Origin of the sequence: Nocardioides sp. QY071, assembly GCF_029961765.1 — a bacterium.
Lineage (GTDB): Bacteria > Actinomycetota > Actinomycetes > Propionibacteriales > Nocardioidaceae > Nocardioides.
In genome coordinates, this window is the sequence record NZ_CP124681.1 from 2,675,884 (window position 1) to 2,699,508 (window position 23,625).

The 23,625-nt window shown below is 72.2% G+C and carries 20 protein-coding genes; 11 read left to right on the forward strand and 9 right to left on the reverse strand.

From position 1 onward, the window contains the following. Window positions 1-16: 16 nt before the first annotated feature. Genes gcvP through QI633_RS12855 form a run of 3 tightly spaced genes read left to right on the forward strand, consistent with a single transcriptional unit; the run spans window position 17 to window position 5,068 of the window. Window positions 17-2,848 (forward strand): aminomethyl-transferring glycine dehydrogenase, encoded by a 2,832-nt coding sequence (gcvP, locus tag QI633_RS12845; RefSeq protein WP_282429219.1) that lies wholly within the window; start codon window positions 17-19, stop codon window positions 2,846-2,848. Further along, window positions 2,845-4,203, forward strand: a complete 1,359-nt coding sequence (locus tag QI633_RS12850) for a serine hydrolase domain-containing protein (RefSeq protein WP_282429220.1) — start codon at window positions 2,845-2,847, stop codon at window positions 4,201-4,203. Before gcvP ends, QI633_RS12850 begins: the two co-directional genes overlap by 4 nt. Window positions 4,204-4,225: 22 nt before the next feature. Then, entirely contained in the window at window positions 4,226-5,068 is an 843-nt protein-coding gene (locus tag QI633_RS12855; RefSeq protein ID WP_260805976.1) for a thioesterase family protein, read from the forward strand. Here the strand turns inward: QI633_RS12855 and QI633_RS12860 are convergent, their stop codons facing one another. The 3 genes from QI633_RS12860 to pepN are packed head-to-tail and all read right to left on the reverse strand — an operon-like array spanning window position 5,069 to window position 9,783. After that, window positions 5,069-6,475, reverse strand: coding sequence for a DNA recombination protein RmuC (locus QI633_RS12860; RefSeq protein WP_222117830.1), 1,407 nt, complete (start codon window positions 6,473-6,475; stop codon window positions 5,069-5,071). It lies immediately after the preceding gene. Between the two features lie 60 nt (window positions 6,476-6,535). Continuing rightward, entirely contained in the window at window positions 6,536-7,357 is an 822-nt protein-coding gene (locus QI633_RS12865) for a formate dehydrogenase accessory sulfurtransferase FdhD (RefSeq protein ID WP_260805975.1), read from the reverse strand. Further along, a complete protein-coding gene (pepN, locus tag QI633_RS12870; protein ID WP_141798841.1) occupies window positions 7,354-9,783 on the reverse strand; it encodes an aminopeptidase N in 2,430 nt (809 codons plus the stop codon). Before pepN ends, QI633_RS12865 begins: the two co-directional genes overlap by 4 nt. A 65-nt stretch (window positions 9,784-9,848) precedes the next feature. On the opposite strand from pepN, the gene QI633_RS12875 reads away from it, so the two are divergent. Beyond that, window positions 9,849-10,730 (forward strand): oxidoreductase, encoded by an 882-nt coding sequence (locus QI633_RS12875; protein WP_282429221.1) that lies wholly within the window; start codon window positions 9,849-9,851, stop codon window positions 10,728-10,730. Window positions 10,731-10,981: 251 nt separating this feature from the next. Continuing rightward, window positions 10,982-12,385 (forward strand): hypothetical protein, encoded by a 1,404-nt coding sequence (locus QI633_RS12880; RefSeq protein WP_282429222.1) that lies wholly within the window; start codon window positions 10,982-10,984, stop codon window positions 12,383-12,385. Window positions 12,386-12,403: 18 nt separating this feature from the next. On the opposite strand, the gene QI633_RS12885 is transcribed toward QI633_RS12880, so the two are convergent. Next, complete coding sequence (locus QI633_RS12885; RefSeq protein WP_282429223.1) at window positions 12,404-13,132, reverse strand: hypothetical protein; 729 nt, start codon at window positions 13,130-13,132, stop codon at window positions 12,404-12,406. 48 nt (window positions 13,133-13,180) lie between these two features. Continuing rightward, the gene (locus tag QI633_RS12890) at window positions 13,181-13,873 is read right to left on the reverse strand and encodes a peptidylprolyl isomerase (protein ID WP_282429224.1); all 693 of its coding nucleotides are present in this window, start codon (window positions 13,871-13,873) and stop codon (window positions 13,181-13,183) included. Window positions 13,874-13,932: 59 nt separating this feature from the next. On the opposite strand from QI633_RS12890, the gene QI633_RS12895 reads away from it, so the two are divergent. Continuing rightward, window positions 13,933-14,805 (forward strand): LLM class F420-dependent oxidoreductase, encoded by an 873-nt coding sequence (locus tag QI633_RS12895; RefSeq protein ID WP_141798835.1) that lies wholly within the window; start codon window positions 13,933-13,935, stop codon window positions 14,803-14,805. Here QI633_RS12895 and QI633_RS12900 read toward each other — a convergent pair whose 3' ends face one another. Together QI633_RS12900 and QI633_RS12905 are read right to left on the reverse strand one after the other, a co-directional pair. Further along, window positions 14,806-15,354, reverse strand: a complete 549-nt coding sequence (locus tag QI633_RS12900; RefSeq protein WP_141798834.1) for a hypothetical protein — start codon at window positions 15,352-15,354, stop codon at window positions 14,806-14,808. Beyond that, window positions 15,351-17,018 (reverse strand): AMP-binding protein, encoded by a 1,668-nt coding sequence (locus QI633_RS12905; RefSeq protein ID WP_282429225.1) that lies wholly within the window; start codon window positions 17,016-17,018, stop codon window positions 15,351-15,353. Before QI633_RS12905 ends, QI633_RS12900 begins: the two co-directional genes overlap by 4 nt. A 129-nt stretch (window positions 17,019-17,147) precedes the next feature. On the opposite strand from QI633_RS12905, the gene QI633_RS12910 reads away from it, so the two are divergent. Further along, window positions 17,148-17,735, forward strand: coding sequence for a TetR/AcrR family transcriptional regulator (locus QI633_RS12910; protein WP_282429226.1), 588 nt, complete (start codon window positions 17,148-17,150; stop codon window positions 17,733-17,735). Between the two features lie 22 nt (window positions 17,736-17,757). Continuing rightward, window positions 17,758-18,051 carry an antibiotic biosynthesis monooxygenase gene (locus QI633_RS12915; protein WP_141798832.1) on the forward strand — a complete coding sequence of 98 codons (294 nt, stop codon included), beginning with the start codon at window positions 17,758-17,760 and terminating at the stop codon, window positions 18,049-18,051. A gap of 25 nt (window positions 18,052-18,076) precedes the next feature. Here QI633_RS12915 and QI633_RS12920 read toward each other — a convergent pair whose 3' ends face one another. Both QI633_RS12920 and QI633_RS12925 read right to left on the reverse strand, forming a co-directional pair. Continuing rightward, window positions 18,077-18,835 carry a sulfite exporter TauE/SafE family protein gene (locus QI633_RS12920; protein ID WP_141798831.1) on the reverse strand — a complete coding sequence of 253 codons (759 nt, stop codon included), beginning with the start codon at window positions 18,833-18,835 and terminating at the stop codon, window positions 18,077-18,079. After that, window positions 18,832-19,539: an FCD domain-containing protein gene (locus tag QI633_RS12925; RefSeq protein WP_141798830.1), complete on the reverse strand. Its 708-nt coding sequence runs from the start codon at window positions 19,537-19,539 to the stop codon at window positions 18,832-18,834. Before QI633_RS12925 ends, QI633_RS12920 begins: the two co-directional genes overlap by 4 nt. A gap of 132 nt (window positions 19,540-19,671) precedes the next feature. On the opposite strand from QI633_RS12925, the gene QI633_RS12930 reads away from it, so the two are divergent. From QI633_RS12930 to QI633_RS12940, 3 genes are read left to right on the forward strand one after another with little or no spacing between them, the layout of a single operon-like run. Then, entirely contained in the window at window positions 19,672-21,003 is a 1,332-nt protein-coding gene (locus QI633_RS12930; protein WP_141798829.1) for an SLC13 family permease, read from the forward strand. A gap of 11 nt (window positions 21,004-21,014) precedes the next feature. Further along, on the forward strand, window positions 21,015-22,199 hold the full coding sequence (locus tag QI633_RS12935; RefSeq protein ID WP_282429227.1) for a CoA transferase: 1,185 nt from the start codon (window positions 21,015-21,017) through the stop codon (window positions 22,197-22,199). Further along, entirely contained in the window at window positions 22,196-23,623 is a 1,428-nt protein-coding gene (locus tag QI633_RS12940) for a carboxyl transferase domain-containing protein (RefSeq protein ID WP_282429228.1), read from the forward strand. The genes QI633_RS12935 and QI633_RS12940 overlap by 4 nt, the downstream gene beginning before the upstream one ends. The last annotated feature ends 2 nt before the right edge of the window (window positions 23,624-23,625 follow it).

Genomic DNA, 23,625 nt, shown 5'->3' on the forward strand with positions numbered 1-23,625 from the left:
AGGAGCACGCCTGCTCATGAGCGCACCCTTCGTCAACCGTCACATCGGCCCGGACGAGGCCCAGGTCGAGACCATGCTCGACCGTCTCGGCCACACCTCGCTCGACGCCCTGATGGACGCCGCCGTCCCGAAGTCCATCCGCGCCACCGACCCGCTCGGCCTGCCGGCCGGAGTCGACGAGGAGACGGCCGCCGCCGAGCTCCGCGCCCTCGCCGGGGCCAACGTCCCGGGCGAGTCGATGATCGGCCTCGGCTACCACGCCACGGTCACCCCGGCCGTCATCCGGCGCAACGTGCTCGAGGACCCGAGCTGGTACACCGCCTACACGCCGTACCAGCCGGAGATCTCGCAGGGCCGTCTCGAGGCGCTGATCAACTTCCAGACGATGGTCGCCGACCTGGCCGGCCTCCACACCGCCGGCTCGTCGCTGCTGGACGAGGGCACGGCCGCGGCCGAGGCGGTCGCCCTGGCCCACCGCGCCAACCGCAAGGCGGCCGGTCCGTTCGTCATCGACGCCGACGCGCTGCCGCAGACGATCGACGTCGTCGCCACCCGATGCGAGGGCCTCGGCATCGAGATCCTCGTCGCCGACCTGACCGACGGGCTGCCCGAGGGCCCCGTCTCCGGCGTGCTCGTCCAGTACCCCGGCGCGTCGGGTCGTGTGCCCGACCTCAAGCCCGTCATCGACGCGGTCCACGAGCACGGCGGCCTGGCCGTCGTCGCCGCCGACCTGCTCGCGCTGACCCTGCTCGAGGCGCCGGGCGCGCTCGGTGCCGACGTCGTCGTCGGCTCGGCCCAGCGCTTCGGCGTCCCGCTGTTCTACGGCGGTCCGCACGCCGGCTTCATGGCCGTGCGCGAGGGCCTCGAGCGCCAGCTGCCCGGCCGTCTCGTCGGCGTCTCCGTCGACGCCGAGGGGCACCTGGCGTACCGCCTCGCGCTGCAGACCCGCGAGCAGCACATCCGCCGCGACAAGGCGACCTCCAACATCTGCACCGCCCAGGTGCTGCTCGCCGTCACGGCCGGCATGTACGCCGTCTACCACGGCCCGGACGGGCTGCGGGCGATCGCCGGCGACATCCACGGCCTGGCCCGTCGCGCTGCCGCCTCTCTCCAGGCGGCCGGCATCGAGGTCGTCAACGAGACCTTCTTCGACACCCTCAACGTCCGGGTCCCCGGCCGCGCCGAGGCCGTCGTGTCCGCAGCCCGTGAGGCGTCGGTCCACCTGCGCCTGGTCGACGCCGACACCGTCGGCATCTCGTTCGGCGAGACCGCCCGCGAGGCCACGCTGGTCGCCGTCCTCGACGCCTTCGGCGTCACCGAGGTGTCGGCCGAGGGCGACGCCGGCCTGCCCGAGGAGCTCGAGCGCACCACCGAGTTCCTCAGCCACCCGGTGTTCAACACCCACCACAACGAGACCTCGATGCTGCGCTACCTCGCGCGGCTCTCGAACCGGGACTATGCGCTCGACCGCGGCATGATCCCGCTCGGCTCGTGCACGATGAAGCTCAACGCGACCACCGAGATGGAGCCCATCTCTCTGGCCGGCTTCGCCAACCTGCACCCGTTCGTACCCGCCGCCGACGCCGACGGCTACCGCCGGCTGATCGACCAGCTCGAGGGCTGGCTCGCCGAGGTCACCGGCTACGACCGGGTCTCGATCCAGCCGAACGCGGGTGCCCAGGGCGAGTACGCCGGCATGCTGGCGATCCGCAACTACCACCGGGCCAACGGCCAGGGCCAGCGCGACGTCTGCCTGATCCCGTCCTCCGCCCACGGCACCAACCCGGCCTCGGCGGTGATGGCCGGCATGAAGGTGGTCGTGGTCAAGGCCAACGACGACGGCACCGTCGACCTCGCCGACCTGCGCGCCAAGTGCGAGCAGCACTCCGAGACCCTCGCCGCGATCATGGTGACCTACCCCTCGACGCACGGCGTCTACGAGGAGACCATCACCGAGCTGTGCGACCTGGTGCACGAGCACGGCGGTCAGGTCTACATCGACGGCGCGAACTTCAATGCCCTGCTCGGCTACGCCGCGCCCGGCAAGTTCGGCGGCGACGTCTCGCACCTCAACCTGCACAAGACGTTCTGCATCCCGCACGGCGGCGGTGGCCCGGGCGTCGGCCCGGTCGCGGTGCGCGCCCACCTGGCGCCGTACCTGCCCACCCACCCACTGCACCCCGACGCCGCCCGGCGCGAGGGCACCGGCGCGATCAGCGCGGCGCCGTTCGGCTCGGCCGGCATCCTGCCGATCTCGTGGGCCTACATCCGGATGATGGGCGGCGAGGGTCTGACCCGTGCCACCGCCGTCGCGGTGCTCTCGGCCAACTACGTCGCGGCCCGCCTCGGCGAGCACTTCCCGGTGCTCTACCGCGGCGAGTCCGGCCTGGTCGCCCACGAGTGCATCCTCGACCTGCGCCCGATCACCGCCGAGACCGGCGTGTCCGTCGACGACGTCGCCAAGCGGCTCATCGACTACGGCTTCCACGCGCCGACCATGTCGTTCCCGGTCGCCGGAACCCTCATGGTGGAGCCGACCGAGTCCGAGGACCTCGCCGAGCTGGACCGGTTCTGCGACGCGATGATCGCGATCAAGGGCGAGATCGACAAGGTCGGCTCGGGGGAGTGGTCGGTCGACGACTCGCCGCTGCATCACGCGCCCCACACCGCCCGCACGCTCGTCGGCGACTGGGACCGCGCCTATTCGCGGGAGGTCGCGGTCTTCCCGGCCGGCATCTCGCCCGACAAGTACTGGCCGCCGGTCGCCCGCATCGACCAGGCCTACGGCGACCGCAACCTGGTCTGCGCGTGCCCGCCGCTGGAGGCCTACGCCGAGTCGGACGCGTGAGCGCGCTCCTCGACACCACCGCAGCAGCCGCCCTCCGCCAGGTCGCCACGGCCCAGGCGGAGGGGCGGTTGCCGTCGGTGGCGGCCGGTGTCGTCCGCGACGGCGAGCTGGTCTGGTCCGCGGGGCGGGGGCGGCACGTGCGCCGCGACAGCGACGCCCGCCCGGACAGCGACACCCAGTACAAGATCGGCTCGGTCACCAAGACCATGACCGCCGCGTTGATCCTGCTGGCCCGTCAGCGCGGTCAGCTCGCGCTCGACGACCGGGTCGGGAGGTTCTGGCCCGAGGGCCCCTTCGGCGAGGCCACGCTCCGCTCGCTGCTCACCCACTCCAGCGGGATCACCGCCGAGCCCCACGGCTCCTGGTGGGAGCGGAGCGACGGTGGTGACCTGGTGGCGCTCGCGGCGGCCCACCAGGGGGCGGGCACCACGCTCGAGCCCGGCGCGCAGATGCACTACTCCAACCTCGGCTACGGCCTACTGGGAGCGGTCGTCGACCGGGTCTGGGGCGTGTCGTGGTGGGAGGCCCTCCAAGCCGAGATCCTCGGCCCGCTCGCCATGTCGCGCACGACGTACCAGTGGGTCGAGCCCGCCGCCGAGGGCTTCGCCGTCGACGCCCTCACGGGCGAGGCGATCCCGGACCGGCTTCCCGACACCGGAGCGATGGCGCCGGCCGGCCAGCTGTGGAGCACGGTCGGCGACCTCGCCACCTGGCTGACCGCCCTGGTCGACCCGGACCGCTCGGTGCTCGACGCCGCGACGTTGCGTGCGATGGCGACACCCCAGCACGGCGACCCCGACGACCGGTCCGGCCAGTCGTGGGGACTGGGGATCGAGATCGCCCGCTCGCGCGGTCGCAAGCTGGTGGGTCATGCCGGTTCCATGCCGGGGTTCTGCTGCGGCGCGATGATCGACAGCGCATCGGGCGTGGGCGCGATCGTGCTCACCAACGGCGCCTACGGCCTCGGTGCCGCGACCAGCGAGCTGGTGCACCTCGTGCTCGATCAGGAGCCGCCGCTGCCCGAGGAGTGGACGCCCACCACGGTGCCGGTCCCCACCGCGGTTCGCGAGCTGCTCGGCACCTGGCACTGGGGCCACGCCCCGACCGTGCTGCGCTGGGACGGCACCGAGCTCACCGCCGGTCCGCCGCAGGGTCCGGGCCGCGAGATGGCCTTCGCCCCGGTGGGCGACGGCACCTTCCGGGGGACCAGCGGATACCTCGCCGGGGAGCTCCTGCGCCCGCACCGCCGCGCCGACGGCGCGATCGGGCACATCGAGTGCGCGACGTTCATCTGGACGCGGACGCCGTACGACCCGCAGGCGCCCATCCCGGGGGGTACCGCACCGCAGTCGTGACCGGAGGGGGCATGATGCTCCCGTGAACGAGAACACGTTCCAGTTCGCCTGGTTCCAGCAGTCCACTGCCGGCTTCGACCCGCTGCCGCTCGCGCAGAGCCTGTGGCGCGACGACCAGATGCATGGCGTCGCGGTCAGCGGCCTGCTCGCCCGCGCACTCGAGCGGGCCGCCGCCGAGGCCGGCCGGACCGGTCTGGTGCCCGCGCGCTACCACGTCGACCTGTTCCGCCCCGCCCGGATGATCACGACCACCGCGTCGGCCACCATCGTGCGCGAAGGGCCGCGCCTGGTGCTCCTGGACGCCGTCGTCGAGCAGGAGGGCGAGGTCGTCGCCCGCGCCGGCGCCACCTTCCTCGCCCCGTCGGCCGACGCCGCCGGCGAGGTCTGGGCCGCGGCCGGGGAGCGGCCCGTCCCGCCGCCCGCCGAGAGCCTGCCCACCCCCGGTGAGCATCACGTGCCGTGGTTCGCCAGTGCGTCCGCGTGGTCCGACAACTTCGGCGACCACCAGAACGCCGGTCGCCACCAGACCTGGCAGACCGCAGTCCCGATCGTGTACGGCGAGGATTGCACGCCGTTCCAGGCGGTCGCCTCGATCGCCGACGCGACCAGCATGGTCACCAACTGGGGCAGCCGCGGCGTCGAGCACATCAACACCGACATCGACCTCGCCCTGTGCCGGCTGCCCGACAGCGTCCGCCTCGGGCTGCGAGCCACCGACCACGTCTCCAGCGACGGCATCGCCGTCGGTACGGCGGAGGTCTTCGACGCCACCGGCGTCCTCGGTACCGCGACCGTCACCTCGCTGGCCAACACCCGTCGTACGGTCGACCTGTCGGGCGGGGTCGAGCCGCGCGGCGCGGTCTGATCAACCAGCCTGGGTGTCGTCCACGACCTCGGCATCGACCGCGAGGTCGAAGTCGAACGTGAGCTCCTCGCGGTCGAGGTCGGCCAGCGCGGAGAACTCGCTCGAGGTGAGCGCCTTGGGCGTCTCCTCGATCTCGGTGGGCGCGGGGATGGTGGCCACCGGGTCGGCTGCGTTGAGCTTGCGGGCGGCGGGCAGGACGGAGCGCTCGAGGGAGCCGGTGAAGTTGTTGTAGTCCTTCACGCTGCGCTGGATGGAGCGCCCGAGCTTGTCGACGTGCTCGGAGAGCTTGAGGATGCGGCGGTAGAGGACCTGGCCGAGCTCGAACAGCACCTGGGCGTCCTCGGTGAGCGCCTCCTGCTTCCAGGTGAAGGCGACCGTCTTGAGCATGCCCCACAGGTTGGTGGGGGTGGCGAGCACGATGCCCTGCTTGAAGGCGTGCTCCATCAGCGACGGGTCGACCTCGAGGGCGGTGTTGAGGAGCTGCTCGTTGGGGATGAACGCGACGGTGAACTCGGGGCTGATCGCCAGGCCGGTCCAGTACCCCTTATGGGCGAGGGTGTCGACGTGGCCACGGACCTTGCGGGCGTGGTCCTCGAGCAGCCGCTGGCGCGCCTCGGGCTCGAGGCCCTCGCGCTGGGCGTCCATGAACGCGTTGTAGGGCACCTTGGCGTCGATCGCCATCTGCTTGCCGCCGGGCAGGTTGATGACCATGTCGGGGCGCCGGGCCCCGGAGTCGGCCTCGACGGAGTGCTGCAGCTCGAAGTCGACCCGGTTGAGCAGTCCGGCGGTCTCGACCAGGGTGCGCAGCTGGGTCTCGCCCCAGGCGCCGCGGACGGCGTTGTTCTTCAGGACCGAGGCGAGGGTGTCGGCGGCCTTGCGGGAGTCCTCGACCGAGCGCTGGGTGTGCTGGATCTGGGTGGCGAGCTCGGTGTGCTGGCGCACCCGGGCCTTCTCGAGCTCGTCGACCTTCTGCTGCATGGAGCGCAGGTGCTCGACGACCGGGGTGAGGGTCTTGAGGACCTGGGTCTGGCCGGACTCGCCGCGCTCGCGCTCCTGCTGGGCCTGGCGCTGCTGCTCGACCAGGGTGCGATAGCGGGCGCGGGCGTCGTCGACGGCGTCACGCAGCTCGTCGACGGTCGCCAGGGCGCCGGTGAGCTCGGCCTGCACCGCGGCCCGGGCCGCGGCCTCCTCGGCACGGGCCTCGGCGGCGGCGGACTCACCCTGGAGCCGGACCCGCTCGATCTCGTGGCGCAGCTCGCCCAGGGCGGCCTCGTGACGCGCCGCGACGACCTCCGGCGCCTCACCCGGCGCGACCTCGGGGACGGTCGGCAGGGTGGACTGGCGCACCATCCAGCCGACCCCTGCACCGAGCAGAAGACCGACGAGGAGAGCGAGGAGGATGGCCATGGGAGCAGTCAAACAGCAGGGCCCGACAGAACCCCTCGGGGCACGCCGGGCACGGCCGGATCAGGCGTAGCGGACCGTCCGCTCGCCCTTGGTCCAGCCGTAGACCCCGAGCCCGCCGGCCTCGGCCAGCCGGACCGACAGCCCGGTCGGGGCGCCGACCGCGACGAGTGCGCCGATGCCGCTCGCGACCGCCTTCTGGACCAGCTCGAACCCGGCCCGCCCACTCACGACGAGCACCGCCTCGGCCGACGGCGCGCCGGCCAGGATCCGCGCGCCGACGACCTTGTCGACGGCGTTGTGGCGCCCCACGTCCTCGCGTACGGCGACCAGGGTGCCGTCCGCGGCGAAGAGCCCTGCCGCGTGCGCGCTGCCGGTGCGCTCGAAGAGCTGCTGGTGGGGTCGCATCAGGTCGGGCAGCCTGCGCACGAGCTCGGGGGAGGGGAGCGCGCCCGACCACGGCAGCGACGGCCGCCGGGCGATCACCTCGTCGACCTCGTCGGTGCCGCACACCCCGCACGCGGCCGAGCCCGCGCTGAGCGCGTCGAGCTGGCTCGGCACCCGTGGCGGGGCCTGCCCGAGGGTGACGGTGACGACGTTGAACTCCTGCTCGGGGCGCAGCTCCACGTCCGTGCAGTAGGCGACGCCGGACGGGAGCCCGAGGCCCTCGTGGTGCACCCACCCCGCAGCCAGCTCGAAGTCGTTGCCGGGCGTGCGCAGCGTCGTCCACACCCGTCGCGCCGGGGCGCCCGGCCAGGCCAGCCGGATCTCTAGCGGCTCCTCGGTCAGGACCCGGTCCTCGTGGCGACGTACGTCGTCGCCGCGGTGCTCCTCGACCCGCAGCCGGGTCGTCGGCCCCGGCCGGCGCGCCTTCACCCCGGTCACAGCACGGCCCGGCGCCGGCGCAGCTCGTCGAGCCGGTCGGTCAACCGCCGCCGTACGGCGCCCGGCAGGTCCTGCTCCAGCGCTGCGGTGGCCGCGGCCTCGGTCGCGTCGTCGAGGTGCGTGATCGGGAAGTAGGCCTCGACGACGTCGCCCTGCACCCAGCCCTGGTGGGCGCCGATGATGGTGGCGAGCTGCTCGAAGTACGCGACAGCGAAGGGTGCCGTGATGTCGCGCTGCCCGGCCTGCCACAGGCCGTTGCCGGCCGCCTTGACCTCGTAGTTGGGCACCGAGACCTCGCCGGTGGCGCGGGCCCAGGCGAACTCCTTGCCCTCGACGCTCGGCAGCGAGGAGACCGCCCGCGCGTGGTGCACGGTCGCCGCACCGCTGCGCTCGGCCTCGAGCGCGGCGTCGAGGGCCGCGCGGTCGGTGGCGCCGAGCTCGGCGAGCCGGCGACGGGCCTTCCAGCGCAGGTCGCTGTCGGCCACGATCCCCTCGGGCAGGCCCTCGCCGGCGGCCCACCGCTCGAGCTCGCCGGCGTCGGAACCGGACAGCACCGTCGCCCGGAAGGCCGACAGCTGCAGCTCGGAGCCGGCCTCGGCGCTGTCGGCTGCCCGGCGTACGGCGGCGTGGAACCGCTGTGTCGTACCCGCGGGCGCGATCGGCAGCACCGTCTCCAGCACCCACGGCAGCAGGTTGCGATGGCCGTCGGAGGTGTCCTCGACGGGCGGCGCGGTGGCCAGCAGCTCGGCCACCTGCGTGGGGGTGATCGCGCCCTCGAACATGCCCAGCCGGACGCTGTTCCACATGGTCGCGCGCAGCTGGGGGTCGGTCATCGCAGGCGCCAGGGCCGGCAGCGCCGCCATGGTCAGCGCGTCGGGCGGGCTGACCGCCCACGTCGTCTCGGTGGCGTCGAGCAGGACGGGTGCGTCGCCGACGTCGAGCGGCGTGGCCGGGCCGTCGGCCACGAACGGGCGCTGCGTCCAGCCGTCCGGCCCGTGGGTGGCGACGACGAGGTCGTGGCGGCGGTCGGCGGGATGGGCCGCGGGCGACGTACGGCGGACCACGCCGGCCGCGCGATCGAGGTCGAGCCGGTCCGCGCCGGGGGTGAGGAGCCAGTCCTTGACGAAGCCGTCGAGGCTGGCGCCCCCGGCGGCCCGCTCCCAGCTCGCGAACAGGTCGTGCATGGTCGCGTTGCCGAACCGGTGCAGCTCGAAGTGGTCGCGCACGCCGCCGAGGAAGGCGTCGTCACCGAGCCGGCGCGCGAGCTGGCGCAGGACGTTCGAGCCGCGCGCGTAGGAGATGCCGTCGAAGTTCTGCAGCGCCGACAGCGCGTCGGGCGCGGCGTTGCCGGCGACCGGGTGCGTCGTGGGGCGCTGGTCGGCCGTGATGCCCCACGTGCGACGGGCGTAGGAGTCGTGCAGCGGGCCGTCGGCGTACTCCGTGGCGTCGGTGATGACCCGCAGCCCCATGTACTCGGCGAAGGACTCGTTGAGCCACAGGTCGTCCCACCACTTCGGCGTCACGATGTTGCCGAACCACTGGTGGGCCATCTCGTGGGCGATGATGTTGGCGCGGAAGCTGCGGTCGGCACGCGTGCTCGCACCCTCGAACAGCAGCGGATCACGCAGCGTGATGCAGCCGGGGTTCTCCATGGCGCCGGCGTTGAACTCGGGCACGAACGCCTGGTGGTAGTCGCCGAAGGGGTAGCGGACGCCGAACAGCCGGTGCAGCTCGTCGAACGACTGCCGGGTCAGCGTGAGCAGCTCCTCGGCCTCGCGGTCGAGGGTCGCGGCGAGGCTCTGCCGCGAGCTGAGGCCGAGCGGGATGCCGTCGTGCACGTCGCTGATCAGGTGGTACGGCCCGGCGACCACGGTGACGAAGTACGTCGCCAGCGGCTGCGTGGGCCCGAGCGTCCACTGCTTCGTGGCGCCGTCCCGACCGGTCTCGACGGCCGGGGCGTTGCCGCGCACCAGCCAGTCCGCCGGCGCGGTGACCCGCATCGAGTAGGGCGCCTTGAGGTCGGGCTGGTCGAAGCACGCGAAGATCGAGGGCGCCGCGTCCATGAAGGACATCCCGTAGATGTACGCCCTGCCGTCGACGGGGTCGACCGAGCGGTGCAGGCCCTCGCCGTCGTTGCGGAAGGCCATCGTCGCCTCGACGACCAGCTCGTGCTCGTCGGCAGTGAGGTCGAGGGTGATCCTGCCGTCGGCCAGGTCGTCGACGTCGAGCGGCCGGCCGTCGAGCCGGACGGCGTGCAGCGCCCGCGGCTTCACGTCCACGAACGTCGCCGCGCGCTCGCTGCGGAACCGGATAGTGGTCACCGAGCGGAAGGTCTCCTCGCCCAGCGACAGGTCCAGCTCGACGTCGTACGACGACACGGTGAGCACGCTCGCGCGGTGCTCGGCTTCGGCGCGGGTGAGGCTCATCCGGCCAGCCTAGAACTCGCCCGGATGGGGCGTGGATGCGGTGTGGATGTGGGAGGGTTCGGGCCATGCGCGCGTGGACCCAGGTACCGCCCCAGCACGGCCGGCGGTACGTCATCACCGGTTCGAACGGCGGTCTGGGCCTGGAGACCGCTCGGATCCTGGGCTCCCGCGGCGCCGAGATCGTGATGGCCTGCCGCAGCGTGGAGAAGGGCACGGCAGCAGCCCGGACCGTGCCCGGCCACGACAAGGGGCGCGTCGAGGTGCGCCAGGTCGACGTGAGCTCGCTCGACTCGGTGCGCCTGTTCGCCGCGGGCCTGGCGGAGGAGGGCCGGCCGGTCGACGTACTCGTCAACAACGCGGGCGTGCTCGGCGTACCTCACGCCGTCACTCCCGAGGGCGTCGAGATGCACTTCGCGACCAATTACCTGGGCCACTTCCTGCTCACCCAGCTGCTGTTCCCGCTGCTCTGCGACCGCGTCGTCGTGATCAGCTCCCGCGAGCACCGGTCCGGCCGGATCGACCTCGACGACCTCGGGTGGCAGCGCCGTCCCTACCGCCCCTTCCAGGCGTACGGCGACTCCAAGCTCGCCGACCTGCTCTTCATGCGTGAGCTGGACCGGCGGTTCCGCTCCGAGCGGATGCCCCTGCGCGCCGTCGCCGCCCACCCCGGCGCCTCCGCCACCGCCATCACCAGCGGCTCCGGCCACCCGGTCGTCACCGCGATCGGGCACTACGGACAGAAGCTGGTCGGCATGCCCGCCTGGCGCGGCGCCCTGTGCACCGTCTACGCCGCCACCATGCCCGTCGACGGCGGCACCTACATCGGCCCCCACGGGCGCACCGAGCTGTGGGGCTGGCCCGCGCCGGCCCGCATGTCGAGCAAGGCCGACGACGAGGTGCTTGCTCGGGCGTTGTGGGACCGGTCTGTCGAGCTGACCGGGATCTGATCCACCCGGCGGCTGAGGTGCGAGGAGCGCCAGCGACGAGCCTCGAAACCACTGGGCTGGACGCGCGGACTGTCTGCGGGCTTCGGGTACGTAGGTGGTTGCGTTCCGAAAGGCAGCAACGAGGAAGATCGGGAGGTGGCTGGGTTCCGCGGTCGGACCGCGGTTCGCGCGCGGTCGAAAACCCCCTAGAAACAAGGAGAAAGTCCCCGACAAACCTCGCCATTCGAACATATGTACGATAGAATCGACGCATGATCTCGGACCCCTCCAACGCCACGCCGGAGCAGCTGCTCCACGCGGCCGAGAACGGCGTCCGGGATCGGCGAAAGGCCGAGGTCCGACAGCTCGAGCTGCTGCTCGCCTGGGCCGACCTCCACTCCGGTGACCCGCAGGCCGAGCCCGACGCGGTACCGGTCCGGTTCGGTGGCCCACGGCTCATCTCGTTGGGTGGGGACGGGACCCCGGAGGTCGCCGACCTCGCGCTGGTGGAGATGGCGATCGCCCGGCACGAGCACGTGATGGCGACCCGTGGCGCTTTGGCTGATGCGTTCGACCTGCGCCACCGCCTCCCGCAGGTGTGGGCGGGCGTCCGTGAGGGACGTTGTGAGTTGTGGGTGGTGCGTCGGGTGGCACGGATGTCCCGCACCCTCGACCGCAACCAGATCCGGATCGTCGACACCGCGGTGGCTGCTGCGTTGGACCAGGCGCCGTCGCGGATCCTGACAATCGCGGAGGCCAAGGTGATCGAGGCCGACCCCGTTGCTCACCAGGGGCGGATCGACAAGAACCAGAGCCAGAAGGGCGTGTGGTACCCCAAGCCGCGGCCCGGCTCGCAGGTCGACGACGACAGTCAGGCTGGCGTGGGGACCGTGTTCGCGCGGCTCGAGGAAGCCGACGCCCTCGCCCACCGACAGACGGTCGACGACCTCGCTGCCGCGCTGGCTGAGCACGCCGACGTGCCCGACGGCGCGGAGCCGCTGGACATGGATCACTGGCGGGCCGAGGCGTTCGCCATGCTCGCCGACCCTGCTGCCGTCCTCGCGTTCTGCCGTTCGATCGAGGACCCCGACCAGCACGACTCCGATGCCACTCGCACCACAGGCGATGCCGAGCTCGTGGTCCACCTCGCCCAGGACCCCGACGGAGCACTCGGTCCGCTCACCCGCGTCGAAGGCCTCGGGCCGCGGCTCCTCGACCAGGTCCGCGACCTGCTGGGTCGCCACACGACCATCACGGTGCAGCCGGTCATCGACCTGCACACCGGCCGCTCGGTCAACGGCTACGAGCACCCCACCGACGTCAAGCACCGCACCCAGCTACGCACGATCGGGGACGTGTTCCCCCACGCCACCAGCCTCTTCACGAGACAAGGCCGCCCACCGGACCACGACCACACCGTCGCCTACGACAAGCACGGACCGCCCGGCCAGACCGGTGATCACAACGACACGCCACTCGCCCGGCACCACCATCGAGCCAAGACCCATGTGCCCGGATACACGGTGATGCAGCTCGGACCCGACAGATGGATCTGGGGCTCGCCCCACGGGCTCTACCGACTCGTCACCACGACGGGGACGAGCGTCATCACCCGCGCCGAGTACCAACTGCTCGAACAGGACGCGATCGTCCTCGCCGGCGCCCTCGCCGCCTGACGCTGCTCATCGACGTGGCTACGACTCCATGAAACGTCGCCCAGCATCGTCCTGTCCGTCGTGGCCCGTGGGGTCGTGGGCGAACCAGCCGACGTCGGTCCTCCCTTGCGCCACAGCATCGCGGTACCGCCGCCGGAGCTCAGCGCCCCATCCGACGGGTGGCAGCTCGGCACGAACGGACCAGACGAGGGCGTCCTCGTAGAACACCAAGTAGGCGTCCTCCGGGTCCTGTTGGTTGAAGTCCTGCGGGTCGTCGGCCTCCGGGTCCAGCGGTTCGCCGATCAGGGCCCACTGCTCGGGGGTAACCAGGACCGTGAAGGACGCACCGTCCCCGCCTGTCACCACCAGCCGCCCATGCACCTCTTGCCGAACCTCTCCGTTGAGCGCGAGCCGGTCCAGCAGCCATTGCCACCGTTCGGCAACCTGGTCAGGAGTCGGGACGGTGGCGGGCGGTCGGGGTGAGGTCATCCGGTACGCCGCGCGCTCGACCTCGTTCGCGAGCAGCTGCGCATAGTCGGAGGGCTCCTCATTGCCGCTGGCGTGTCGCCACTCCCGGTCCAGCGGGGCAAAGGCAGATCCCTGCGTCGGCCCTTGCCAGCCCGGAGGCGGACTGGCAAGGCGGAAGACGACCTCGGCTCGGAGCCAGGGCCTTCCCTCGGCAGGTCGCACGTCGATCACGACAACGTCGTCGCCGAGCAGCCCTGGGAGCAGGTCGTGGACCTGGGAGAGCAGGATGGCGTCATCCATGTTCCGAGAGTCCCACACCGCCACTCGTCGATGTGTGACCCGAGGGCGTCAGCCGACCTCGATGCTCTCGAACGTCACCGGCGTGTTCGGCCGCCCACCACCGCTCTGTGCCCAGTACCCGTCGTTCCCGCTCGCGGTCGCCTTCTTCACCAGCTCCAACGACGCCGCGTCGAGGTGACCCCAGACGGTGTAGTCGGGCGGGAACTCGGAGTCGCCGAAGACGATGAAGAACTGGCCGCCGCCCGAATGGGGCCGGCCGGTGTTGGCCATGGCGAGGGTGCCGGCGGGGTAGGTCTCCGAGCCGTCGACCTCGTCGGGGATGGTGTAGCCCGGGTTGCCGGTGCCGGTCTTGGGGTCGGCGTCGGCGGCGGTCGGGTCGAAGTACGGGTCGCCGCACTGGAGGAACTCGAAGCCGGGGTCGTTGCCCTGGCGGTGGCACGAGGTGTTGTCGTAGTAGCCCTGCTCGGCGAGCGAGGAGAAGGACGCGACGGTGCAGGGAGCCTGGTCGGCATCGAGGGTCACCTTGAGCTCGCCGATCGAGGTCGTGAGCACGGCGGGTACGTCGCCGCTGAGGCCGGTCGTCTTCGCGGGGAGGTCGACGTCGCGGGCGGCGTCGCCGGTCTGCGTCCAGTCGCACGACGTCGCCTCCGGCTTCTCGTCGTCGCCGCACGCTGCGAGCAGGGGAGACAGGGACGTGACGACCAGCAGGGCCGGGATGCCGGCGACGAGGCGAGAGCGCATGCCGCGCATCGTACGCAGCGAGCGGCCGGAGCCGACGCGTGCGGGCGTAGGTTGGCGCCATGGACCTGGGCATCCACTACGCGAGCTTCAGCCACCCCGACTGGGACCGGCGCCTGGTCGAGCGGCTGGCGGCCACCGCACGGATCGCGGACGACGGCGGGATCGCGCTGTTCACCGTGATGGACCACTACTTCCAGATGGAGATGTCCGGCGGGCCGGCCGAGCCGATGCTCGAGGGCTACACCACGCTCGGCTTCGTCGCAGGACGCACCGAGCGGATCGCCCTCGGGCTGTTCGTCACCGGTGTGACCTACCGGCACCCGGGCCTGCTCGCGAAGATCGTGACCACACTCGACGTGCTCTCCGGCGGCCGGGCCTGGCTCGGGATCGGCGCGGCCTGGTACGAGCGCGAGCACGACGGTCTCGGTGTGCCGTACCCGCCCGTCGCCGAGCGGTTCGAGCGGCTCGAGGAGACACTGCGGATATGTCGCCAGATGTGGAGCGACGACGACGGGCCCTTCCACGGCCGCCACTACCGGCTGGCCGAGACGATCTGCGTGCCCGCACCCGTCAACGCGACGGTGCCCATCGTGATCGGGGGCTCGGGGGAGCGCAAGACGCTGCGCCTCGTCGCGCAGTACGGCGACGCGTGCAACCTCTTCACGGGCGAGGGCCCGGCCGGAGTGGCCGCCAAGCTCGACGTGCTGCGCCGCCACTGCGACGACGTCGGCCGCGACTACGACCGGATCCGCAAGACGATCCTGTGGTTCGGCGACCCGGTCGCCGAGCCGGAGCGGTTCGCCCGTGAGATGGAGGCGTACGCCGCCCTCGGCGTCTCGCTCACCTCGCTGATGCCGCCCACCGAGGATCCCGAGCGGTGGGCGGCAGCGCTGGTCGAGCAGGCGGTGCCGCGGGCGGCGGCCCTGGGCTGATCAGCCGACGAGCGTGACGAAGTCGGCGGGGAGCTCGTCGTCCTCGAGCACCCGCATCTCGATCGGCCCGCCGCTGTAGGAGTCCTCGGCGATGATCATCAGGTCCTCGTCGAAGGACCAGAAGATCACGTTGCGCATCTTGATCAGGTAGGTCTTGTCGGCCTCGGCGAAGCCGGCGGCCATCGGGTGCTGGACCATCAGCGCGCCCGGCTGGATCAGGGTCAGGACGCCCTCGATGACGATGCAGTCGTCGTCGACGACCATCCGCTCGCAGAAGAACTCCAGCACGTGGCCGTTGTTCTCGACCAGGTTGCGGTAGTACTCCGCGACGCCCTCCCGCGTCTTCGGGCCGACGTCGCCCGACAGCTCCCAGAAGTGGTAGTTCGTGGCTTCGCCGAGGGTGCCGACCAAGGTCTCCAGGTCGCCGTCGCGCTCGGCGGCGGCGTGCACCTTCATCCGCTCCAGCATGGTTCGCTGGCGGGGCGACTCGGTGGTCGCGAGCCGCTCGGTGATGAAGTCGACGAGGTGGCTGCGGTTCAGCTCGATCATGGGTGCTTCCTCTCGGTGGGGTGGAGTGCGATCCGGCCGTGCGCGGCGAAGGCGGCCTCCCGCTCGGCGCGGTCGGCCGCGGTGAAGGCGCGGTAGCCGGTGGGGGTGGCGAGGTACGTCGGGTCGTCGGCCAGCCAGGCCTGGCTGCGCAGCGCCTGCTTGTCGAGCTTGCCGGTGCCGGTCAGCGGCAGGTCCTCGACGAGGCGGACCAGGCGGGGACGCCACTTGGTGCCCAGGTCGGCCTGCTCGTCGAGGAAGGTGCCGAGGTCGGCGGGGTCGAGCCGCTCGCCGGGCAGGAGCAGGAGGGTGGCCATCACCTCGTCGCCGGTGCGGGGGTCCGGTACGCCGTACACGACCGCGGTGGCGACCGCGGGATGCCGCGCGAGGATCCGCTCGATCGGTGCGGCGGCGAAGTTCTCGCTGTCCACGCGGATCCAGTCGGAGCTGCGGCCGGCGAACCAGAAGTGGCCGTCGGCATCGGCGTACGCGAGGTCACCGGTCCAGAAGTCGCCGTCGTGGACCTTCGCCGCCATGGCGCCCGGGTTCTTGTAGTAGCCCTCGAAGCGGGCGGCACCGCCGCGGACCACGATCTCGCCCGTCGCCTCGGCCGCGTTGAGCAGCCGGCCGTCCTCGCCGAACTCGGCGGGCGGAGCCTCCCGGCCCTCGGAGTCGAGGATGACCAGACCCATGCTCGGGTCGGGACGACCGAGGGCACCGGGCGGGGTGTCCTCGTTTCGCAGGATGGTGCAGACGCCCTCGGAGGAGCCGTACGACTCGACGATGCGGCACCCGAAGCGACGCTGGAACTCCTCGCGGTCCCGCGTCGAGGCCTCGGTGCCGAAGCCGAGGCGGAGCCTGTTGTCGCGCTCGGTGGGGCTCTCGGGCTGGGCCAGGACGTACGACAGCGCGCGGCCGACGTAGTTGAAGAACGTGGCGCCGAACCTCTGCACGTCGGGCAGGAAGCCGGACGCCGAGAACTTCGGGCGCATCGCGTAGGTCCCGCCGACGACCAGGACCGGCGCCCAAGCGGCCATCAGTGCGTTGCCGTGGAACAGCGGCATCGCGTTGTAGGCGACGTCGTCGCGGGTCAGGCCGTGCACATTGAGCTGCCCGATCACGGCGAGCCGGAAGGACGAGCACACGACCGCTTTGGGGGCGCCCGTGGATCCGGAGGTGAACAGCAGCAGCAGGGTGTGCTCGGTGCCCGGGGGAGCGGTCGTGCGCACCGGGTTCTGGGCGCCGTCGGCCAGCAGGTCGCGGTAGCGGTCGCCGTCCTCGTCGAGGACCTCGACCCCGTCGAGGTCGAGGTCCTCGATCAGGGTGCGGTAGGTCCTGCCGACGATCAGGGTCTGTACGTCGGTCCTGCGGATGTCCGCGGCGAGCTCGGCGCCGCGCCGGGTCGGGTTGACGCCCACGATCGTCGCGCCGGACAGTGCGGCGGCGGCGATGAGCAGGAGGTACTCCGGATCGTTGTCCATGAGCACCCCGATGTGCCACGGGCCCGGCCGGCGCAGTCCGGTCAGCACGGCGGCGCGGCGCCGGGCACCTGCCACGACGTCGCGCCAGCTGAAGGCGTCGTCGCCGAACAGCAGCGCAGGATGGTCGTCCTCGGCGCGGGCGAGGAGCAGCTCGGCGACCGAGCCGTGGGCGAAGGTGGGTGTCACTGGTGCTCCCGGGCAATACGGATTACATTGCGTTGTGACACGCAACATAAATACCGGGCGCAGCCTCGTCAAGGGGTTCGCGACAATGACTCCGTGAACCATCTGGACCGGCGCCGAGAGGAGGTGGCAGTGAGCGAGACCGTTGCTGTCGGCCGCCCCCGGGACGGCCGGATCGACGAGGCCGTGCTGGCCGCGACCCGTGAGCTGGTGGCGGAGGTGGGGTACGCCGACCTGACCTTCCGGGCCATCGCCGAGCGTGCCGGTACGTCGGTGCCCGCCATCCGGCGGCGCTGGGCCTCGAAGGCCCACCTGGTGCACGAGGCCGTGTTCCCGTCCGACTCTGTCACCTCGACGAGCCCGGGCGCCGACCTGCGCGCCGACGTGCGCGCGGTCGTCGAGAGCTGCCTGGAGGTCGTCGGCTCGCCCGCCGGCTGCCGGGCGATCCCCGCACTGATGGGGGAGATGATGGCCGACCACGCCCTCGAGGAGGAGCTCAGCGCCCGGTTGATGTCCTCGGGCTGGGAGAGCCTGGCCGCCCGCCTCGCCCAGGCGGTCGAGCGCGGCGAGGCCCGCCCCGACGTCGACCTCGGGCTGTTCATCGAGACGGTCTTCGGGACCACCCTGGTCGCGATCGTGCTGCGCGGTCGCGACGCCGTCGACGACGCCTGGGTCGAGGGTCTCGTCACCAGCATCGTCGACGGCGTCCGGGCCCACTGAGACCCACTGACAGACTGGGGCCATGATCCTCGAGCACGCCGTCCTGCCCGTTCTTCCCGGTCAGGAGACCGAGTTCGAGGCGGCCTTCGGCCGGGCCCGCACGATCATCTCCTCGATGCCCGGCTTCCGCAGCCTGGCGCTGCGCCGCTCGCTCGAGTCGCCGAACCTCTACCTGCTGCTCGTGGAGTGGGACACCGTCGAGGACCACACCCAGGGCTTCCGCGGTTCGCCGCAGTACGACGAGTGGCGGGCCCTGCTGCACCGGTTCTACGACCCGTTCCCGGTCGTCGAGCACTTCGTCGAGGTGACCTTCTGAGCGCTCCCGGCCGGTCGTCGCCGGGTCAGAGCATCACGAAGGCGACGACCACGCCCGCGAGGACGACCGCACCGCGGAACACGCCGGACGGCAGCCTCCGGCCGATCCGGGCACCGAGGTAGCCACCGCCGATCGAGCCCGCCGCGAGCAGCCCGACCGCCGCCCAGTCGAGGTCGGCGACCGCGACGAAGATGGCTCCGGCCACCAGGTTGCCGGCCAACAGCGACAGCGTCTTGAGCGCGTTGACCACGCGCAGCTCGACGTCGGTGCCGAGTCCGAGGACGGCGACCATCATCACGCCGGCACCGGCACCGAAGTAGCCGCCGTACACGCCGGTCAGGCCGGCGAAGACCGTCGTCAGCGGGGAGAGGTGGTGACGCGGACCGGCGTCCTGGTCGCGGTAGCGGGCCAGCCGGCGCGCGATCCAGGGCTGCGCCCCGACCAGACCGCAGGCGAGCAGGATCAGCCACGGCACCGCCGCCTCGAATGCAGCGGCCGGGAGCGCGAGCAGGAGGACGGCGCCGGCGACCGCCCCCAGGGCGCAGCACAGCAGGACCACCCGGGTGATGCCGGGATGCTCGCGCAGCTCGGCGCGGTAGCCGAACGAGCCGCTCAGTCCGGCCGGGATCAGCCCGACGGTGTTGGACGCGTTGGCGACGACGGGTGGCAGGCCCAGGGCGACCAGGACGGGGAAGCTGAGCAGCGAGGCGACGCCGACCGTCGAGCTGAGGACGCCGGCGCCGAAGCCGGCACCGAGGACGGCGAGCTGCTCGGGCCCGCTCACGCGTCCTCGCGGATCAGCGCCACGTCGCTGACCATCGCGATGTGGTCGTGCATCGCCTGCGAGGCCGCGACCGGGTCACCGGCCGTGATCGCCTCGGCGATCCGGCGGTGGCCGGCCAGCGAGGACTGGGGACGCTCGGGCTGGGCGAGCGACTCGAGCCGCGACTCGCGCACCAGTGGGGCGATCTCGAGCATCAACCGCGCCAGCAGGGCCGAGTGGCTCGCGGACGTCACCGCAGCATGGAAGTGCTCGTCGCCGTCGACTCCCCGGCCGCCGGCGGCGATGTCGGCCTCCATCTCGGCGAGGGCCGCGTCGATGGCCGCCAGGTCCTCGTCCGTACGACGCTCCGCGGCCAGTGCGGCGAGCTTGGTCTCCAGCGCGTCGCGGGTCTCCAGGATCTCGGGCAGCCGGCTGGCGTGGTCCCGGATGGCCTGACCGATGGTCTCGGTGGTGGGGCGGACCAGGACGGTGCCGTCGCCATGGCGTACGGCGACCACGCCGACGACCTCGAGCGCCACCAGGGCCTGGCTCAGGGTCGCCCGGCTGACGCCGAGCTGGACCGCGAGCTCGCGCTCCGGGGGCAGTCGGTCGCCGACCGTCAGACCGGTCGCGGCGGCCCAGGCGGTGATCTGCTCGGCGACCTGCTCGTAGAGGCGGGTGCGCGTCACCTTGGGGGGGAGCGGGCGTCCGGTCGGGTCAGCCATGACCTCATCCTATTGACATTTCGGCCCAGTGTCCTATTGGCTAGGCCACTGATCCACGGCAGATGTGGCGTGGGTCACCCAACCGGCCACCACACCCGGCCGCACCGGCCGCTCTCGGAGAAGGTGAAGTCCATGGGACCTGAATGGGTCGCCATCCTCGCGCTCGTCGCGCTGTTCGTGATCGGGACGCTGCTCCCGATCAACATGGGTGCACTGGCGTACGTCGCCGCGTGGCTCGTGGGCATGTACGCGCTCGACCTGGACGAGAAGGAGATCCTCGCCGGCGTCAGCGGGGACCTGATCCTCACGTTGATCGGCGTGACGTACCTGTTCGCGATCGCCCGCAACAACGGGACCGTCGACCTCATCGTCAGATCGGCCGTGCGTGCCGTCGGCGGCCGGGTCGCCTTCATCCCGTGGGTGATGTTCGCCGTCACCGCGCTGCTCACCGCCATCGGCGCGGTCAGCCCCGCCGCCTGCGCGATCATCGGGCCGGTCGCCCTCGGCTTCGCCGGCCGCTACCGGATCAGCCCGCTGATGATGGGCATGATGGTCGTGCACGGCGCCCAGGCCGGCGGGTTCTCGCCGATCAGCATCTACGGCTCGATCACCAACTCGGTGATGAAGGAGTCGGGCCTGCCCGACAGCGAGCTGACCATCTTCCTGGCCAGCCTCGTGGTCAACACGATCATGGCCGCGATCCTCTTCTTCCTCCTCGGCGGCACGAAGCTGCTCTCGGTGCGCATCGACCCGACCACCGAGGACGACGAGGTCACCGGGGTCACCGAGGAGCTGCACCGCGGCGGCACGCCCGTCCCGGCCCGGGGGATGGGCACCGCCACCCCGGTCGGCACCCGCGCCCAGGGCGCCCGGCTCGACCAGGTCATCACGCTCGTCGCCTTCGTCGGCGTCGCCACCATCGCGCTGGTCTTCGACAAGAACATCGGCTTCACCTCGATCACCGCCGCGGTGATCCTCGCGATGCTCTCGGCGGAGGAGCACAAGGACGCCGTCAAGCAGATCGCCTGGCCGACCGTCCTGCTCGTCGCGGGCGTCAGCACCTACGCCACGGTCCTCACCACCGCCGGCTCGCCAGAGTTCGTCGGCAAGTGGGCCGCCGGGCTCGGCGTCGCCGCGGTCGGCGCCCTGGTGCTCTGCTACGTCGGCGGCGTGGTCTCGGCGTTCGCGTCCTCCACCGCACTGCTGCCGGTGATCATCCCGATCGCGCTGCCGCTCATCGCCGAGCACGGCATCTCCGCCGCGATGTTCGTCGCCGCGCTGGCCGTCGCCTCGACCATCGTGGACGTCAGCCCGTTCTCGACCAACGGCGCCCTGATGCTCGCCAACAAGCCCGACACGATCGAGGAGCAGGTGTACTACAAGCAGATCCTGACCTACAGCGTGATCGTGGTCCTCGCCGGACCGCTGTTCGTCTGGGCGGCCCTCGTGCTGCCGGGCTGGTGAGGACGATGAGCATGCAGGGACCGCTCTCGGACATCCTCGTCGTCGACCTGTCGCGAGCCCTCGCGGGACCTCACGCCACCATGATGCTCGGCGACCTCGGTGCCCGGGTGGTGAAGGTCGAGGCGCCCGGACACGGCGACGACACCCGTGGCTGGGGACCGCCGTTCGTGACGCCCCCGGAGTCGAGCGGGGGAGGGGAGCGGGAGTCGACGTACTTCCTCTCGGCCAACCGCAACAAGGAGTCGATCGCACTCGACCTCAAGGACGACGCCGACCGAGAGGTGCTGCTCGGTCTGGTCGACCGGGCCGACGTGCTGGTCGAGAACTTCCGCACCGGCGTGCTCGACCGCCTCGGGCTCGGTCTCGCCGCGCTCATGGAGCGCAACCCGCGCCTGGTCGCCCTGTCGATCACCGGGTTCGGCCACGACGGGCCCGAGGGCGGCCGGGCCGGGTACGACCAGATCGCGCAGGGCGAGGCCGGCCTGATGTCGCTGACCGGGTCCGGCCCCGAGGACCCGCAGCGGGTCGGCGTACCGATCGGCGACCTGCTGGCCGGGATGTACGGCGCGTACGGCGTGCTCGCTGCCCTACACGAGCGTGCCGGCACCGGCCGCGGCCAGGTCGTGCGGACCTCGCTCCTCTCGGCCGTCGTCGGGGTGCACGCCTTCCAGGGCACCCGATGGACCGTCGCGGGAGAGGTCGGCCGGGCGCAGGGCAACCACCACCCGTCGATCGCTCCCTACGGACTGTTCCGGTGCGCCGACGGCGCCGTGCAGATCTCGGTCGGCTCCGAGGCCCTGTGGGCGCGGTTCTGCACCGCCTTCGACCTCGACCCGACGCAGCCCGGGCTGGCAACCAACCCGGAGCGGGTCGCCCACCGCGAGCAGACGATCGCCCTCGTCGAGGCGGCGTTCGCCTCCTGGGAGGCCGAGGCGCTGCTGGCCCGGCTGGCCGAGGTCGGCATCCCGGCGGGCAAGGTGCGCACCCTCGACGAGGTCTACGCATGGGACCAGACCGCGAGCCAGGGGCTCCTGGTCGACGTCGAGCACGCCACCCTCGGCCCGCTCACCCTGCCCGGGCCGCCGCTGCGGTTCTTCGGCGGCGACGGTGCCGAGCGGACTCCGCGTGGGCACCGGGCACCGCCGACCCTGGACCAGCACGGCGCCGACCTGCGCGCGTGGGTGGGGGAGTCGTGAGCGCACGACTCGGGGCGCGCGACCTGCTCGACCTCGTCCTCGACGCCGGCACGTTCACCTCGTGGGACCGGCCAGTCGACCTGAGCGGCATCGAGCCGTCGTACCGTGCCGAGCTGGAGGCAGCCGCCCTCAAGGCCGGCACCGACGAGTCGGTGCTGACCGGCCGCGGCCTGGTCCGCGGGCGCCCGGTGGCCGTCGTCGTCAACGAGTTCCGCTTCCTCGCGGGCTCCATCGGGCAGGCGGCCGCGGCACGGATCGTGGCAGCCGTACGCCGCGCGACCGCCGAGGGCCTGCCGCTGCTCGCCGCCACCGCGTCCGGTGGCACCCGGATGCAGGAGGGCACGCCGGCCTTCCTGCAGATGGCCGAGATCTCGCGGGCGCTGATGGAGCACCGAGCGGCCGGCCTGCCCTACCTCGCCTACCTGAGGCACCCCACGACCGGCGGGGTCTTCGCCTCATGGGGCTCGCTCGCGCACGTCACCGTCGCCGAGCCCGGCGCCCTGGTGGGCTTCCTCGGCCCGAAGGTCTACGAGGCGCTCACCGGTACGCCCTTCCCGCCCGGCGTGCAGACGTCGGAGAACCTCGCCGCGCACGGGGTCATCGACGCGGTCGTACCTGTCCCGCAGCTCCCGGAGCTCGTCGACCGTGCACTCGGCGTCCTCGTCGACCCGCCGGGCCTGCCTGCACTGCCGGGCCGTACCGGGGAGGTGACCGAGCGCGACGCCTGGGACTGCATCACCGCGACGCGCGGGAGTGGCCGGGTCGGCGTACGCGACCTGTTGCGGCACGGGGCCTCCGGGACGGTGCGGCTGTACGGCACCGACGAGGGGGAGCGCGACGCGACGGTCGTCGTGGCGCTGACCCGGCTGGACGGGCAGCCGTGCGTGGTCGTCGGCCAGGACCGGTCGCGGCAGTCCGAGCAGTCGCCGATGGGGCCCTCGGCGCTGCGGGAGGCGCGACGCGGGATGCGGCTGGCCGAGGAGCTGCGGCTGCCGCTGGTCACCGTGATCGACACGCCGGGCGCCGAGCTGTCGCCGGCGGCCGAGGAGGGCGCGATGGCCGGCGAGATCGCCCGCTGCATCGCCACCCTGACCACGCTCACCGTCCCGACCGTCTCCGTGCTGCTCGGCCAGGGCTGCGGGGGAGGAGCCCTCGCGCTGCTCCCCGCCCGGACCGTCGTCGCCACCGAGCGCGCGTGGCTCTCGCCGCTCCCGCCCGAGGGCGCCAGCGTGATCGTGCACGGCGACGTCGACCACGCGGCCGAGATGGCGCGGGCGCAGGGCGTCCGGGCCGTCGACATGCACGCTGCGGGCGCGGTGGACGTGCTCGTTCCCGAGCTCGACGAGGACGCCCCGGCCGACCTCGCCATCGCCGTGGCGGCCGCGTGCGGCGGCGTGCTCGCGGCCTCGACGGCGCCGGTGTAGGT